General features: G+C 58.4%; 18 protein-coding genes. 7 read left to right on the forward strand and 11 right to left on the reverse strand.

What is annotated here, in order from left to right; translation table 11 throughout:
• The first annotated feature begins 98 nt into the window (after positions 1-98).
• From ACEN2R_RS16955 to ACEN2R_RS16970, 4 genes are read left to right on the forward strand one after another with little or no spacing between them, the layout of a single operon-like run.
• Positions 99-377: a hypothetical protein gene (locus tag ACEN2R_RS16955; RefSeq protein ID WP_442043869.1), complete on the forward strand. Its 279-nt coding sequence runs from the start codon at positions 99-101 to the stop codon at positions 375-377.
• Positions 374-826: a VRR-NUC domain-containing protein gene (locus ACEN2R_RS16960; RefSeq protein WP_442043870.1), complete on the forward strand. Its 453-nt coding sequence runs from the start codon at positions 374-376 to the stop codon at positions 824-826. The genes ACEN2R_RS16955 and ACEN2R_RS16960 overlap by 4 nt, the downstream gene beginning before the upstream one ends.
• Complete coding sequence (locus tag ACEN2R_RS16965; RefSeq protein ID WP_442043871.1) at positions 823-1,851, forward strand: helix-turn-helix domain-containing protein; 1,029 nt, start codon at positions 823-825, stop codon at positions 1,849-1,851. Before ACEN2R_RS16960 ends, ACEN2R_RS16965 begins: the two co-directional genes overlap by 4 nt.
• Positions 1,848-2,525 (forward strand): hypothetical protein, encoded by a 678-nt coding sequence (locus ACEN2R_RS16970; protein WP_442043872.1) that lies wholly within the window; start codon positions 1,848-1,850, stop codon positions 2,523-2,525. The genes ACEN2R_RS16965 and ACEN2R_RS16970 overlap by 4 nt, the downstream gene beginning before the upstream one ends.
• 94 nt (positions 2,526-2,619) lie before the next feature.
• On the opposite strand, the gene ACEN2R_RS16975 is transcribed toward ACEN2R_RS16970, so the two are convergent.
• Positions 2,620-6,216 carry a PIN domain-containing protein gene (locus tag ACEN2R_RS16975; protein WP_442043873.1) on the reverse strand — a complete coding sequence of 1,199 codons (3,597 nt, stop codon included), beginning with the start codon at positions 6,214-6,216 and terminating at the stop codon, positions 2,620-2,622.
• Between the two features lie 173 nt (positions 6,217-6,389).
• Here ACEN2R_RS16975 and ACEN2R_RS16980 point away from each other — a divergent pair, with 173 nt between their 5' ends.
• On the forward strand, positions 6,390-6,566 hold the full coding sequence (locus ACEN2R_RS16980) for a DUF4113 domain-containing protein (protein ID WP_442043913.1): 177 nt from the start codon (positions 6,390-6,392) through the stop codon (positions 6,564-6,566).
• Positions 6,567-7,160: 594 nt separating this feature from the next.
• On the opposite strand, the gene tnpC is transcribed toward ACEN2R_RS16980, so the two are convergent.
• The 4 genes from tnpC to ACEN2R_RS17000 form a co-directional block, all read right to left on the reverse strand.
• On the reverse strand, positions 7,161-8,651 hold the full coding sequence (gene tnpC, locus ACEN2R_RS16985) for an IS66 family transposase (RefSeq protein WP_442043914.1): 1,491 nt from the start codon (positions 8,649-8,651) through the stop codon (positions 7,161-7,163).
• A 123-nt stretch (positions 8,652-8,774) separates the two neighbouring features.
• Positions 8,775-9,128 carry an IS66 family insertion sequence element accessory protein TnpB gene (tnpB, locus tag ACEN2R_RS16990; protein WP_442043874.1) on the reverse strand — a complete coding sequence of 118 codons (354 nt, stop codon included), beginning with the start codon at positions 9,126-9,128 and terminating at the stop codon, positions 8,775-8,777.
• Positions 9,125-9,556 (reverse strand): IS66-like element accessory protein TnpA, encoded by a 432-nt coding sequence (gene tnpA, locus ACEN2R_RS16995; RefSeq protein ID WP_442043875.1) that lies wholly within the window; start codon positions 9,554-9,556, stop codon positions 9,125-9,127. Before tnpA ends, tnpB begins: the two co-directional genes overlap by 4 nt.
• 81 nt (positions 9,557-9,637) lie before the next feature.
• A complete protein-coding gene (locus ACEN2R_RS17000) occupies positions 9,638-10,618 on the reverse strand; it encodes an IS110 family transposase (protein ID WP_442043876.1) in 981 nt (326 codons plus the stop codon).
• Between the two features lie 389 nt (positions 10,619-11,007).
• Here ACEN2R_RS17000 and ACEN2R_RS17005 point away from each other — a divergent pair, with 389 nt between their 5' ends.
• Entirely contained in the window at positions 11,008-11,610 is a 603-nt protein-coding gene (locus ACEN2R_RS17005; protein ID WP_442043877.1) for a DUF1989 domain-containing protein, read from the forward strand.
• Positions 11,611-11,633: 23 nt separating this feature from the next.
• Here ACEN2R_RS17005 and ACEN2R_RS17010 read toward each other — a convergent pair whose 3' ends face one another.
• The 6 genes from ACEN2R_RS17010 to ACEN2R_RS17035 form a co-directional block, all read right to left on the reverse strand.
• Entirely contained in the window at positions 11,634-12,179 is a 546-nt protein-coding gene (locus tag ACEN2R_RS17010; RefSeq protein WP_442043878.1) for a DUF3489 domain-containing protein, read from the reverse strand.
• 67 nt (positions 12,180-12,246) lie between these two features.
• Positions 12,247-12,414 carry a hypothetical protein gene (locus ACEN2R_RS17015; RefSeq protein ID WP_442043879.1) on the reverse strand — a complete coding sequence of 56 codons (168 nt, stop codon included), beginning with the start codon at positions 12,412-12,414 and terminating at the stop codon, positions 12,247-12,249.
• On the reverse strand, positions 12,404-12,634 hold the full coding sequence (locus ACEN2R_RS17020) for a hypothetical protein (RefSeq protein ID WP_442043880.1): 231 nt from the start codon (positions 12,632-12,634) through the stop codon (positions 12,404-12,406). The genes ACEN2R_RS17015 and ACEN2R_RS17020 overlap by 11 nt, the downstream gene beginning before the upstream one ends.
• Before the next feature lie 102 nt (positions 12,635-12,736).
• A complete protein-coding gene (locus ACEN2R_RS17025) occupies positions 12,737-13,033 on the reverse strand; it encodes a hypothetical protein (protein ID WP_442043881.1) in 297 nt (98 codons plus the stop codon).
• Positions 13,034-13,042: 9 nt separating this feature from the next.
• A complete protein-coding gene (locus ACEN2R_RS17030) occupies positions 13,043-13,264 on the reverse strand; it encodes a hypothetical protein (RefSeq protein ID WP_442043882.1) in 222 nt (73 codons plus the stop codon).
• A 14-nt stretch (positions 13,265-13,278) separates the two neighbouring features.
• Positions 13,279-13,500 carry a DUF6900 domain-containing protein gene (locus ACEN2R_RS17035; protein WP_442043883.1) on the reverse strand — a complete coding sequence of 74 codons (222 nt, stop codon included), beginning with the start codon at positions 13,498-13,500 and terminating at the stop codon, positions 13,279-13,281.
• Positions 13,501-13,624: 124 nt separating this feature from the next.
• On the opposite strand from ACEN2R_RS17035, the gene ACEN2R_RS17040 reads away from it, so the two are divergent.
• The gene (locus tag ACEN2R_RS17040; protein WP_442043884.1) at positions 13,625-14,095 is read left to right on the forward strand and encodes a hypothetical protein; all 471 of its coding nucleotides are present in this window, start codon (positions 13,625-13,627) and stop codon (positions 14,093-14,095) included.
• Positions 14,096-14,131: the final 36 nt, after the last annotated feature.

A 14,131-nucleotide genomic window follows, 5' to 3' on the forward strand; every position in this document is an offset into this window, starting at 1 on the left:
GTGCGCGCCGGGCGCAAGGTTTATTACCGGCGCGATGCGGTTCAAGACTGGCTGACGCAGCAGGAGATGCCGAACCCGCGGCGTGTGGGGGCACGCCGATGAGCATCCCCCTGCCCTTCCGGCAACGGAGCCGTCGCGCTGAACGTGATGAGGCGCGCGCGGACTGGATTGACGAGCGGCGGCGCGAGGCCCGCATCGTCGTGGCCGACGTCATCCATCATTCCGACCATCTGCTGCGCGTCGCCTGCAATGTGCTGATCCGCCATGGCGAGACACCTGAGGAACGCGAGGATGCGCGGATCTTGCTGGTCGTGCTGGAGGCCAAGGCCCCGGGGCGCGGTAATCATCACAACCAGGATCCGGAGGTGGAGCGATGAAGCGGCGTGGAACGCCTGAGGCAGATCTGCAGCGCGCTGTTGTGGTCGCCCTACGCTTTGCCCTGCCCAAGGGGGCGATCGTGCATCACTGCGCCAATGAAGTCACCGAGGCCGGGCCCCGCGGTGCGCGACGTCAGGCGATCCTGGTTGGCATGGGCGTCCACCCCGGCTTTGCCGATCTCATCGTGCTCTGTGACGGGCGCGTGCTGTTTCTGGAGTTGAAGTCTCTGAAGGGGCGGCTCAGTCCCGCGCAGGAGGCATTCCGCGACGCGGTGCTGGCGCTGGGCTTTGGCTGGGCGCTGGTGCGCAGCCTCGACGATGCGCTGGGCGCGCTGGCCGATCACGGGTTCACCACACGGATCGTGCAGGTCGGTACACCGGAGGCCCCGCGCGATGCAGGGGCACGCCACGATGGTACCGCACTCTTAGCGCGGAGGGCCACATCATGAGCCATGCCGCCACCAACTGGGCCATCCAGCGCCGTGGGCTCAAGCCCACCACCAAGATTGTGCTCTGGCATCTGTGCGATCGGTTTAATCCTGACTACGGCTGTTTCCCCTCCCAAGCGCGGCTGGCGCATGATTGCGAGATCAGTCGCTCGACCTTGAATGATCATCTTGGTCAGCTGGAAGCAGCTGGATTGTTGCGCCGTGTGCCGCGCATTCACCCTGTAACCAAACGACAGATGCCCACACGCTACATCTTGGGGTTCGAGCCCGGCTTTACCCCGCATGATACGAACCCGTGTCCAGAAACCGGACACGGCGCATTGCCATTCGATGGGACAGTGTCAGGGGACCAGAATTTCTGCGCCGAACTGGCCGATGAGCAGGACCCGTGTCCTAAAACGGGACACGGGATTGAAGCGCGACCCGTGTCCGATTTTGCCCCTGACCCGTGTCCGGAAAATGCCCAAAGCCGTGTCCGGAATCCGGACACTAACCTTGTAAGAGAACCTTTAAGGGAACCAGTAAAGGAGGAGGAGGATGCGCGCGGGCGCGAAATCGGTTTTGATGATTTTTTTGGCGACCTGCTGCAAGCGCTGGGCTTCAATGCCGACCGCGCACTGCCCGCCTGGTGGCAGGGCTGGCCAGCACGGCAGCACGTCCAGCGCTGGATCGATGATCTGGGCATGTCGCAGGATCGCATCCTTGCCGTAGCCCGCGAGAGCCGCGAAGCGCACCCTGCCCCGCCAGATGGGCCCAAGGCGCTCGATCGGACGATGGAACGGGCGGTACGGCGTGACGCCGAGACTGGGACTACCGCAGCAGGCAGCGGTCGAACAGCCAATGGGCAGCGCAAGCGCGAGGCCGGTCCCCGTCCCAGTGATGACCAGCTGGCCGCGTTCTACGCCGGGATGGTCAATTCCGATGCCTTCCTGCCTGCCAATGCCATCAGCAGCGCCATGTGCGGATTGATGCTGGCACGCCAACTGGTCACACCGGACCAGCTGCGTCAGCGGGGTGTGCTATGAGCAAGTTTGATCGCAGATTGCCCCGTATGCGGGTGCCGCCCAGCGCAGGCGGCAAGCCGAAACGTGCGCTGGGCGTGCAGCAGGCGCTGGAATGGGCCTTCCGGGTCGAGAAAGCCCAGCTCGAACTGCCACCACGACAGGACGCCGATGCGGAAAGCCGCGGCTTCGGGTTGGAGTATGTTCTGATGCAACGCGCCGTACTGGGCTGCAAGGTCGATGGCGGTCAGCACAAGAGGGACAGCTACACCCATCCAGACGCCGAGGTCATCGCGGCCACGGTGGCCGGACTGCCCGACAGCCTTGGTGGGATCCGCATGGCCCTGCGCGTCACTGAGCTTGCACGGGCCGGGATGACACCTGACTGCATGTCGGGTGCGGTGCCGCGTTGCGTGCCCCGTGAGACGCGCGAGAACCAGCACGGGGTCCGATCCGTCACCGAGGTGATCGGGACAGAGCGCGTCCTCTCACGAGGCAAGTGGCGCAGCGTTGATGTGCTGCACTGCCCCGTCATCTGGCGGCCCCATCCGGAGCAGATAGCATCTGCACGGCGCGGCTATAACGACTGGTGGGCGACGTTGGATTGGGTGCGCGATGGGATAGTGGCAGCCGGGATGCTGAGGGAGGTGAAAGTCACGGGAGTGATGCCGAAGTTGAAACCTTGGAAAAACAAGTGATAACGTCGATCCCGGCCCAAAGCGGACTTAGACCGTCATGCCCAATGCTGCAGCGCGGCCAAAGACGGCGGTCGTTTCCCCGAATACAATTTTCTTAAACTGAACTCGCTCGTTCGGCTTCAATTTGACGTTCGTAAGTTTCCAACAAGAAGTGTCCGCGTAGCCATTGGAGAACATATTGCGTCAACCTTGGATGGTCTGCATGCTGGACAAATGCACTAACAATTTGAGCGAGGCTCAAGCCATTCATACGAATCAAGTTTTGCAGCACCTTACTGGTAGCACACCGCGCTTTGGTTCCATTTGGATAAAGTGTAAATGCACGCCTCGCAAATTCAGCTGCAGTCGTGACATGACTCGCGACATCTGCATTCGGAGTTCCCAGATAAGCTGCTGCATAAGAAAATCTTTGAAGATCGGGCGTATCATCACACATGAGCATTCGCATCAACGTCAATTCGTTGAAAGCAACATAGGAGTGTCCAAGAGCGCATAAACGTAACAAAACATCGCCATATGCCTCAACACTGATAGCTTGTTCAGCCACCAAGGTTCGAAGCAAGGCATCCATTCCAAAAGCTTCTTTATTACAAATGTCGGTCGCGACCTGCCGCAGGCGAAGATCGGCCGAAAGTAGGATACCGTCCTCCCTCTCTACAACGCTTAAGCAATCAAACTGTCCGCCCAAAAAATCCGCAAGGCGCAGCAAGTCTACACTCATCCCTGAAGGCACTTCGATACCAACGATATTGCAAACGGCTGCAACCTGATCGCGAAGCTTCTCCATCCCTGTCGCTTGCATCGTCACTTCGTCGGCGGACAATTCTTGAATGGTAAATCCGTCACCTTGCGCCGACATTGACTTTCGTCCGTCCGGACTGTCGCCCATCTCTTCTATCATTTCAGAAAAATCATCGATTGTTGAAGCGGGAACCGTGAGGTTGGGAAAGACTTCCTTGGCCGGTTGCAACATTTCCAACTTTGCCATCAACCAGACTGTATAAGCGTCGATCACTACAATGCGTTCCGATGCACCAATGGCGATTGACAATTCTCGTTCTGTGTCAGCGGCATAGCCAGTCGCACTAAAGACCTGTTTGCCACTCTGCGCCAAGTGGATGGCAAAATCTATGACGTTATCGCCGCCCGCCTTCGCCATTGCTCCCAAGGGCATTGGATTGTCGCGGTACTGATCTTCCAGACGCTCAATCGAACTTCGACGTTCTCGCAAACTCTTAAGGAGCGGAGTGACATCGTCACCGACCATCGTGACTGAGTAAAAGCTTCCGTTATTGGGGAACTGGTCTTGTAGCGTGCGCGTAATCTCGTGAAACAGATGTAAGTATTTTGATTTAATTTCGGACACTGTCCATACAAAGGTATTAGGGCCAGCAAACGTCTCAAAAGTGTCGCCCTGATGCTTACCCAGCGCGCCCTGAACGATAGGATTATCAATGGAAACATGGTCTTGAAGATCGCTTTCAGCCTCAGTAATGACAATCGACCAATCATTATTATGTGGACGCGTAAGCTTCACCATCGACCCGATAGCGACAACATCCGTTGACGGAATCTGTGGGGCATCGCTGTCAAATGCATCCCCCAACATCAATCCACTGTATCCCAAACAAACTTTGAAATCATTGCGGTTTCTCGATGTCAAATCATACGCGTATTCCAAGGCATCGGCTCGACCATTACGCCATAAAAGTTGCGCCATGCCCATTCGGTCGCCCTTTGGGCCCTCAAGCACTGCGAGATCAACGGTTTCTAGAAATTTCTTTGCGCGCTTTGCCGCTCCGTCGCGAGACAATGCCTGCCAGAACGCTAGCTGTGTACGGACGCTGTTCGGTTCAGCAACCAAAGATCGTTTCAACCAAGGAGACGCTTCGTCAGGCTTGCGACGGTTGAGGTGGAAATGCCCTCCAGCTCTGTTGATCTCGGCACCGTTATCACCCGCCTTCCTGACTGCTGCAAAGAATAGAATTCCGGATTCATACGGTACGGATGTCCTTGCATAAGACATGGCCAACCAATTTCGCGCACGGCCGTCTTGACTAGGATCGACATGGTCACGGAGCAACTTAATCACAATTTCTGGGATATCGCGGTCCATCGCTTCCCCAGCTAAAGCCCGTCTAATTTCTGCATCCCCTACTAAATCTGCATTCGCCGCTCGATCAAAAACCTCTGCGGACAGATCCTCGAATCCCGCCGCCATGATCATCTGAGACAAGAAAAGATCGCGCTGCGGAGAGGTGGCTTCGCTGCGTTGGTAAATCCCTCTAAAACCTTCTTCCTTTTCGCCCTCAGGGCCCGTCATCACGCGAAGCACATCGCTCATAAACTCAGGATCAATTCGCCCGCTAGGCCCGATTTCTTCTGGATAGGTTTCGCATATCTCTAGGGCATCGCCCCAAGCTTCATCGCGCAAAGCGCGCTCAATTTTCAATACCGCCGCACCTTCAAAGTCTCGGGTCAATACCCGATCGAGCAAAGCATCATTTCTGGTTTCGATTGCAAATGCACCAAGCACCTGCGTCGTACCTTTGTCAGTTAGCAACAGGTCCGTATGTGTAACTATTAGGGCTTCTGCTGCCAGTCGGTTGCCCGTGACACGATGTGCAACAAGCGTATTTTGCAACAAAACGAGATCAGGTGTGCTTTTGGAGGCTTCTGTTCCAAGATGGGTTTCCCACTGTTGCTCTAATTCAGTCGCCGCTGTAGCCGCTCTCTCCATTATCGCCGTATGCGCGGCCGGGTCACCTACATCCATAACAACAGCTTGCACGGCGGCATTAATCGCCGCTTCTGCCTCATGTCGCTTGGCTCGCGTGGATTCCGGGTACAGTGCTGCGCATTTGACGGCATCATTGAGCCATGTGTCGTCACTATTAGCCCGCTTGGCATCAACCAAAGCGAGACAGACGTCTTTGGATTGACTGATAACGCCCGGGAGCGCCCCTCGGTCAAGAACCTCTCCCTGCGCGCTTTTCGTGTAGATCAGGTTCGCCCAATGCATCGGTGTATTGGGCTCTTCATCAATGAGTTTCTCTAGTAATTTGGTAGCTTGGCCTGTGTCTCCAGCAATCAAATAACCAACGACAGCATTAGCTCGAATCTTAGGGCTGTCCGGATCGATTCTCAGGGCAGTTAGGAAGTGCTCAGCGGCTTCATCATATTTCCCAAGAGACTTGAGACACATCCCTTGTAGCGAACGCACGCGCGCCATAAGTTTTGGGGGGATTTGATTGGAGCGCTTGTTGTCTTCAAATCGTTCACTGAGAAGATCCAGCGCTGTTTGAAATTTGCCGCCTAGCACAAAGCTACGGCAAATTTCCAATTCACCATCAAGCGGGTCTGCATCAATAACTCCAACATCCAGCTTGCTAGCAAGAGCATCAACACGACCCCTCGTGTCCTCGATTTTATCAACTATTTCAAATTGCTCCAATCGGAGTCCCGCAGTTTCTTTTTTCAGTTCCTTGACGTCTTGGCCTTGCTGGTTGGTCGCCTGTGTGACGCTCTCCTGCCAGCCAGCTTTTTGTTTGTCTAATTTCGACGGCAACAACCAGCGTGCGAAAGAATTGAATATACCTCCACCGGGCAACAAAGACATACCAGTCTCAGCCGCAACTCTCGTTGTTTCAGTAATCTTTGTGCCTTTCCCAGGCTTCTCTATCTTGGTCAACTGCTTCGCCTCACGCCTATTTCAAATTGCGCAGCCGCTGTGGCACAACTTCTACAACCTTGTTTTTATGACCGCAATTGTACAATGAAACGCCCATGGGTATATAGCGTTCCGGCTAAAATCATTTGATTTCCGATTGGCAGTTCAAAGGATCGCTAATAGTCATAGTGCATATGCAGCGAACTTCCGCTCTCCGCCCTTCATGTAGAAATGTGCATGGCGCAGCATCTGTCACTACCGGCCCTTTCTGCCGATCATTCCCCTTCACAAAACACCCTGCGCGCCTGTTTGGCAATCACCGCAGCCCGCGCTACACAACTCGGATCTCCGATCTTCCGGTGGTGAGGTGATGCACGGGCGACAGCCCTCGCCCCCCCCACCCATGGTTCCTCCTCGGCCCCATGTGTATACGGTGGGGCTTAGCGCGGCATTTCGCTAGCGCCTGGCTTTTTCACCGGGGAATCCAGGCGGAATCCACTTGGCGCGCGATCTGGGGAAAAGCGACTCATTATCAATGGGTTGCGGAATCACGACTTTGGCGTGCTGGATTCTTTTGTGGAAGCCAGGGAATCCACTTTGCGGAAGCCATGTGTGGATGCCTCCCGTTGTGCAAGGAAAATTTTGACCTTCTTGGCATGTGATCGAGTGCGGTCATGTGTCAGGCCTCACTGTGCGGCTTTTCACATGCCGCGGGCCGGTATGGAGATACGCGGATCAGGTCCAAATCACCCATGACGCGCTCAAGGCGGCGCTTTGGCTTCCCCTGGTTTTCCTGATCCCGATCTGATCGATCATTTGCCCATGCGGGTCATTGCCTTCCTCACACTTCCGAGCGGCAGGTTGCAGCAGGGTTCAATTTCACCCCACCATCACCGGCCCCCGGTATTCTTCGTTTTTCGTCAACATGGCCCAAAGGTAAGCGGTCGCTGGGGACCACGGGTAGCTTATCTTGACGGCGTGAGGTTCCACGGCAGCAAGTCGTCGAGGCGGCTTTGCGGATGACCGTTTGCGATCGATGTCAGGGTTGCCTTGAGATAGGCGAAGGGCTCGACGTCGTTGATCTTGCAGGTCTCGATCAGTGAGGCGATGCGACCCCAAGCGATGCCACCTTCGTCGTGACCCGCGAAGAGCGCATTTTTCCGATTGAGCGTAATTGGGCGGATTAGGTTTTCGACGCGGTTGTTGTCGATCTCGACGCGGCCATCGGCCAGGAAGGTCTGCAGCCCGTCCCAATGATTGTGGATGTAAGTCAGCTTTTCGCCCAATCGGGATTTGGCGGAGATCTTGCGACGTTGTTCTTGCAGCCAATCGCCGAATGCTGCGACCAGCGGTGCGCTGAGAGTCCGGCGGGCAGACAGGCGCTGGCCGGGCGAGACACCACGGATATCGGCTTCGACGGCATAGATCTCGGCGATGCGGCGCAGGCCCTCGGCGGCGATCTGTGATCCGTCGCGGTCGAAGACTTCCTTCAGCTTGCGGCGCGCGTGCGCCCAGCAATGGGCCACGCGAATGGGGGTGCCGCCCTTACGGGTAGGTTTAGTCAGCCGGTTATAGCCCTGGTATCCGTCGATCTGCAGGATGCCGTCAAAGCCGGTGAGGAATGTTTCGGCATTCTCGCCCGCTCGGCCCGGGGCATAAAAGTAGACCACACCGGGCGGATCTTCACCGCCCCATGGCCGGTCATCGCGGGCAAGAGCCCAGAGATAGCCGGTTTTGGTCTTTCCGCGCCCCGGATCCAGCACCGGAGCGGTGGTTTCGTCCATGAACAGCTTGTCTGATCGTTTCAGGTGTTCGGCCAGCCGGTCGACGACGGGCTTGAGGTGGAACGCCGCCTTCCCAACCCAGTCCGCCAGCACCGCGCGGTGCAGATCAAGACCCGCCCGCGCCAGGATCTGGCTTTGGCGATACAACGGCAGATGGTCGGCATATTTGCTGACCAGCACATGGGCGAGCGTCGCTTCTGTCGGTAATCCGCCCATGATCAGGTGGCTGGGCGCCGGTGCCTGGGTCACGCCGTTTGTGCAGGTCCGGCAGGCGTATTTCGGGCGCACGGTGACAATCACACGCAAATGCGCCGGCACGATGTCCAGCCGCTCCGTGCGGTCTTCGCCAATCTTGTGCATGATACCGCAGCCACAAGGGCAGATCAGGCTGTCAGGTTCGATAACCTCTTCGATGCGCGGCAATGCGGCCGGGAGATTGCCGATGGTCCGCTTTGGCGCGTGCTTGGTTGCCGTCTTGTCATCTGCCTTGGCGGCAAGATGTTCCTTCTGCACCTCGACCTCGGCCAGTGCGATGGACAGATCCTCAAACGCCAGCTGCCGTTCATCCTCGGTCAGCTTTTCCGACCGCTTCCCATGCAGGGCATGGTTCAACTCGGCAATCAGATGCTGTTGGCGTTGGGTAATATCCTGAAGTGCTGCGATCGTTTCCATCAAGGTCGCAACCACTGCACGCTGCGCGGCCGGGATAGTGGAAAGGTCAATGACAGGTGTCGCGATCATGACCCGATATTATGATAAAATCTCAGTAAAAACACGCAAAAGACAGCGGTTGATTCATTCTGCCGCAGCAGGGGGCCGTGTCTCCAATGCCTTGACCTTGCGCCAGTCCAGACCGGCAAACAGAGCCTCGAACTGGGCGTGGTTCAGCGCCATTACCCCGTCCTTGATCGCTGGCCAGGTGAAGGTCGTATCTTCCAACCGCTTGTAGGCCATCACCAGTCCGGTGCCGTCCCAATACAAAAGCTTCAGCCGATCGGCACGGCGCGATCGGAAGACAAACACCGTGCCGGTGAACGGATCCTTGCGCAGCACCGATGACACGACTGACGCAAGACCATCATGACCTTTCCTGAAGTCCACAGGCTGCGTCGAGACCAAAACCCGCACGCGGTTTGACGGGAACATCATGGCCGCGCCCCGATTGCCCGCACGATCTCGGCAATCCGGTCAGAACGCGTCTCTCCGTGCAATCGGATCGTGACTTGGCCTATCGCAATCTCGATCGATGCTGAGGGCGGTGCTGCAGGCTTGACTGGCTGCCCTGCAACAGCGGGCACATGCGCCCCACCGCCGCCATCCGACACCATGACAGGCGCAAAACAGAAGCTGTCATCTTCAACCGCAGGCAAAACCAGCCGGCCATCACGTGCCCGCCTGCGCCATTCTGAAAGGTGGTTCGCGCGAAGCCCATAACGCGCAGCAACCGCGTTCACCGTCACACCCGGCTTCAACGTCTCGGCAACGACCAGCGCCTTGACCTCGTCAGGCCAGCGACGCTGACCATTTCCCCGCATCTCTACACCATAATACCTGAGAAACTCACCCGTAGTTGCCATCGCGAAACTCCCGCACCAATCTCCGTCAGGCGCGGCATCGCAGATCAGACTATCGGCCGGAAGGTGGGGGCCAGACGCCGCTTACGCCCAAAGTCCCCGCGCCATCTTGTTAGCCAAAGCGATGGCGACCAGCATGCGTGGCTTTCGGGCCAGCATTTTCGCAAGCCACGACCCTTCCGCAGCCCCCCTCCGGCCTGCCCAGCCCACCACGGCCATCGCCCCGATGATGAGCAAGCGGCGGATATCGCGCTGACCCATTTTCGATGTCTTGCCCAATATCTGCTTGCCGCCGGTCGATCGCTGCAATGGCACCAGACCAAGCCATGCCGCAAAGTCACGCCCGCAGCGAAAGCTTTCCATCACGGGCGCAAAGGTTTCGACGGCCAGCGCCGTGATCGGGCCTACGCCCGGCATGGTCCGCAGACGCCGGGCGACCTCGCCCTGGCCTGAAAGACGAGAGATTTCCTTGTCGAGCACCGCAAGCCGCTCGGTCAGCCGTGTGATCTGGTCAATCACCTCACGACAAGCAAAGCGCACCAGCGAAGGCAGGTCGCTGCTGTCGTCTTCGACGATCAGGGCCAATTGCTTCACGTTCTGGACGCCGGTCGGCGCGATGTAGCCGAACTCATAAAGATGCGCTCGCAGCGCATTTATCGCCTCGGTGCGCTGGCGAATAAACTGCGCGCGGGTCCGGAACAAAACCGCCCCTCCCTGCTGCTCTGGCGTCTTGGGGTCCACAAAGCGCATGGTCGGGCGCAACGCCGCTTCGACGATGGCCTCGGCATCGGCGGTGTCGTTCTTGTGACGTTTGACGAAGGGCTTGACGTAACGCGGCGCAATCAACCGCGGCTCATGGCCCATCTGCGCCACCTCGCGCGCCCAGTAATGCGCACTGCCACAGGCCTCCATTGCCACGATGCAGGCGGGATGGCCCGACATGAACTTGTGAAACTGAACCCGCGTCAGCTTCTTGCGGAACACGACCGAACCATCGGCCGCTGCGCCATGGAGCTGGAAAACGTTCTTTGCCAGATCGACGCCAATGATGGTAACTTCTTTCACGGATGCCTCCTTCGATTTGCTTGGTTTCAACGTCCAAAGCTTGGCACATTGCGATGCCGTAGGGGAGGGAGGCATCCACTCCATCACCTGCCAGACACCTTCAAAACAGCGGTTTGACCCGAGACGGGGAGGCATTAGCGCCTCGCCGGATCGGGACTTCACTGGCCGTTGGTTGCGACGCCACATCAGCTGCACACATCGCGTGTGGCGTGCACCCGGACCCAGCGGCCTCGTCCGCGCCCCGTAAAAACGGGGATGACTACCGTAGCCGAAGATCGTTTCGACCTGCGCCACGGCTTCGACGCAGCTTGACCCTTTGCGCATTGTCCAACAACACTGATACCAACAAGGCAGATCCGCCAATGCGCCAGCGGCAAAGGAATTGCGATATGACGACAGATCTTCAGGTTGTACCGGCACGGTGCGGCCGCGCGGTTCGTTTGGACAAAGGACTGGCGATCCAGATCATCAACACCCATGGTCAGCAGGTCGTCGACACCTGGTGCTTCAATGCCGACGACCTGTCCGAGTTCATGTCGATGGAGCATCTGCACGCCAACTTGCAGGGGATTTTTCCTGCGCAGGGCGATGGTCTTGCGACAAACCGGCGGCGGCCGATCCTGATTTTGGAGGAGGATACCTCTCCCGGACGCCATGACACCATCATCGCGGCCTGCGACGTGCATCGCTATGCAGCGCTGGGCTGCCGCGATTATCACGACAACTGCACCGACAATCTGCATGCGGCCCTTGGACAACTGGGCCTGCGCGCCCCCGACTGCCCTGCCCCGCTGAACCTGTGGATGAACATTCCGATTGGCCCCGACGGCAAGATCGCCTGGGGAGAGCCGCTGAGCAAGCCCGGGGATTATGTGACGCTGCGCGCCATGATCGATTGCATCGTGGTCATGTCAACCTGCCCGCAGGACATGATCCCGATCAACGGTTCGGCGTGCCTGCCGACCGAGGTTCACTATCGGCTGATGGACTGACCGGCAGCAGAACGATCTTGGGATCACCCCAGCCCGGGGTTGATCCGATAGACCCGCGCGCCGTCGCCTTCTTTCGCCGAGGTCACGATCAATCCCTGCTTCTTGCCCAAGGCACCCGACATTGCGCCCCTCGCGGTGTGCGGTTGCCATTGAGTTGCTGCGACAATCTCCTCCATCGTCGCACCCTCTAGTGCCTGCAGCATCGCGATCAGCATTGCCTGCTTGGTGCCCGCTCGTGGGTTCGGCTTCGTTACCTCCGCCACCTCGGTCGCATTTTTGCGGATGGCAACCACGGCTTTCACCACCACCGGCTCGATCCCGATGGCCAGCAATCCAGCGTCGGTGACCACCAGCGTGGTCCCATTCCCATCGCCGGTCTCGCGCCAGAGCGGTTCGCCCCGGCTTGAAGAGGCATCGATCTCCTGCAACCAGCCGCGCTCAATCATCCGGTTGACAGCCATTTTCGCCGCCGCCCCCGCCAGACCCTTGGGCAATGGCATGGCAATGTTGTCAGGGCGCTGGGCACCAGCAGTCAGAATGATGGTCTGGGTTTCGGTGAGTTTGATCATGGCGTTCCTCTTACTGATCATGGTCGACAAGGAAGACGATGATGCGCGACAGCAGATCGTTGCAGCCTTAAGCATCGGCCCCAAGGATCACGTCGCCGTCTTCGTCGCGTTCCAGATCGGCGATCTCGCGTAGCAGGGCGATGGCATCATCGCAGGCGGTGAGGCGTTCGGCCTCCCAAGCGGCGGAGATGGCGCCCTGTTCGATCTGCTGGCGCTGGGCGGGATCAAGCGGCATGCTCGCCCTCCTTGAAGGCACCGTCGGTGATCTGGCGCAACAGACTGGCGTAATGGTTCAGGGTGCCAACATGGCCCCAGTTGATCTCGTCGGGGTTGGTGTTGAAATGCTCGTCGCTCAAAGCCTTCAGGCACTCCAGCATCTCGTCCATCTGGAGTTTGGTGGTTATGAAGGCGTTGAGGGCTTTGTCGTTGGAGGCGTTGGCGCGGCGGGTGGTCATGGCGTAGTCTCCGGGGGTGAGTTGCATCGTTTTGGTGTAATCACCATCACTCTGGTGGGGCGCTGAGTTTAGGCATTTCCGTGCAATATCAGTGCCTTCTGATTACACTTCGGGCGCATCGGCGTGCGGCACCACATTCACCCACTGGCATCCGATCCACATGTAGAGGTGGGCGAATTCCCGCGTCGGGCGGGGCAGGATGCGGGGATCGCGGGGCGGGCTGAAGCAATCCAGCGCCTCGGGCGTGACTTGCCGGATTTCCTTGGCGGCGAGGATATCTTCGGGCTTCCACTGGGCCAGCGCGGCCAGCATGTGGGCTGGGTATCCATCGAAGTGCACGTAGACATGCGCCCACTCATCGGGACCGATCTGGATGGCGATCTGCGCGCGCGTGCTCATGGCGTTGCGTCAGATCAGCTGCAGATCGACCAGCACCACGCTGGCAGCGGCCAGTTGCGCGGTCGGCAGGTCGATCTTGATGTGCGAGAACAGGTCCGAGCAGTTGGCCTTGATCCCGCCTTCGCGCAGCGCGGCTTCGATCACCTTTGCAACCACGCTGGGGCGGCTGCGGTCAAGGTGGTCGGGCAGCGTGGCGAAGTCGATGCGGATGGTGGTGGTGGCCATGGTCATAACTCGTCCCTCCTTCAGCGTTGGGTGGCGGCGGCCAACATGGCCTTGGCACCAGCGACGCGCCCGGCCTCATAGGCCGCTTCCAGTGCGGCGCGCATCGCCCAGACGGCGACATCGTGGAAATCCAGCCGGTCGCTGTTCTGGGTTTCCAGCGTCTCAATGAAGAAGTGCCTGGTCGCGATGTCGAGGATCAGCGCCTCGGGTGCTGTGGGTGTGGCTTTGGTCGTTTGTGTCATGGTCTGGATCTCCGATCCGGGGTGATTTCCTGATCGGAGAATCGCTCTTACCCAAAGTGTAATCAACAGAAATAGATCTTCTTTTCCTGTTTATTTCCAATAACTTGATGATAACTCAATCGCCATGAATGGTATGTCTGAGCGGGAATACTCCAGCCATTCCGGGCTGTCGCGCGGGGCGATCCAGAAGGCACGAAAAGCCGGACGGCTGGTGGTTTACGGCGACGGATCGATCAACGCGGCGGCCTCTGATGTCCGGCGTGGCGAGATGACCGACCCGGATCAGCAGCACCGCAGCACCGGCGGCGACAGCGGGTTTGCCGGACCAGCGGACATCTCGTCGTACCTCAAGGCGCGCACCGCGCTGACAGTCTATCAAGCGCAGGAGCGCCAACTGGCGATCCAGAAGAGGAGGGACACATTGGTTGACCGGGCACGCGCCGCGGCGCTGATGGCCGCGCAAGTGGCGACTGAAGTGGAAAGATCATCGGACACGCCGGTGACGATTGATGCCGGAACTATGCAACGCGTCCTGGAAAGCCACGTCCGCAAACAGTTGGAGGCTCTTGCTGATCTTCGAGTCTCGTTAAGCTGAGAGCGATTTGGGGCGAAATACAATCCAGATTTCTAT

This window comes from Pseudogemmobacter sp. W21_MBD1_M6 (assembly GCF_052119585.1).
Classification (GTDB): domain Bacteria; phylum Pseudomonadota; class Alphaproteobacteria; order Rhodobacterales; family Rhodobacteraceae; genus JBGQOJ01.

What these genes read in the sequence shown, in the direction of transcription:
- ACEN2R_RS17030 (WP_442043882.1), bottom strand. Translation starts at nt 13,264, where the DNA reads ATGACCATGGCCACCACCACCATCCGCATCGACTTCGCCACGCTGCCC.
- ACEN2R_RS17035 (WP_442043883.1), bottom strand. Translation starts at nt 13,500, where the DNA reads ATGACACAAACGACCAAAGCCACACCCACAGCACCCGAGGCGCTGATC.
- ACEN2R_RS17005 (WP_442043877.1), top strand. Translation starts at nt 11,008, where the DNA reads ATGACGACAGATCTTCAGGTTGTACCGGCACGGTGCGGCCGCGCGGTT.
- ACEN2R_RS17040 (WP_442043884.1), top strand. Translation starts at nt 13,625, where the DNA reads ATGAATGGTATGTCTGAGCGGGAATACTCCAGCCATTCCGGGCTGTCG.
- ACEN2R_RS17025 (WP_442043881.1), bottom strand. Translation starts at nt 13,033, where the DNA reads ATGAGCACGCGCGCGCAGATCGCCATCCAGATCGGTCCCGATGAGTGG.
- ACEN2R_RS17020 (WP_442043880.1), bottom strand. Translation starts at nt 12,634, where the DNA reads ATGACCACCCGCCGCGCCAACGCCTCCAACGACAAAGCCCTCAACGCC.
- tnpB (WP_442043874.1), bottom strand. Translation starts at nt 9,128, where the DNA reads ATGATGTTCCCGTCAAACCGCGTGCGGGTTTTGGTCTCGACGCAGCCT.
- tnpC (WP_442043914.1), bottom strand. Translation starts at nt 8,651, where the DNA reads ATGGAAACGATCGCAGCACTTCAGGATATTACCCAACGCCAACAGCAT.
- tnpA (WP_442043875.1), bottom strand. Translation starts at nt 9,556, where the DNA reads ATGGCAACTACGGGTGAGTTTCTCAGGTATTATGGTGTAGAGATGCGG.
- ACEN2R_RS17015 (WP_442043879.1), bottom strand. Translation starts at nt 12,414, where the DNA reads ATGCCGCTTGATCCCGCCCAGCGCCAGCAGATCGAACAGGGCGCCATC.
- ACEN2R_RS17010 (WP_442043878.1), bottom strand. Translation starts at nt 12,179, where the DNA reads ATGATCAAACTCACCGAAACCCAGACCATCATTCTGACTGCTGGTGCC.
- ACEN2R_RS16960 (WP_442043870.1), top strand. Translation starts at nt 374, where the DNA reads ATGAAGCGGCGTGGAACGCCTGAGGCAGATCTGCAGCGCGCTGTTGTG.
- ACEN2R_RS16980 (WP_442043913.1), top strand. Translation starts at nt 6,390, where the DNA reads ATGCAGCGAACTTCCGCTCTCCGCCCTTCATGTAGAAATGTGCATGGC.
- ACEN2R_RS16970 (WP_442043872.1), top strand. Translation starts at nt 1,848, where the DNA reads ATGAGCAAGTTTGATCGCAGATTGCCCCGTATGCGGGTGCCGCCCAGC.
- ACEN2R_RS16955 (WP_442043869.1), top strand. Translation starts at nt 99, where the DNA reads ATGAGCATCCCCCTGCCCTTCCGGCAACGGAGCCGTCGCGCTGAACGT.
- ACEN2R_RS16965 (WP_442043871.1), top strand. Translation starts at nt 823, where the DNA reads ATGAGCCATGCCGCCACCAACTGGGCCATCCAGCGCCGTGGGCTCAAG.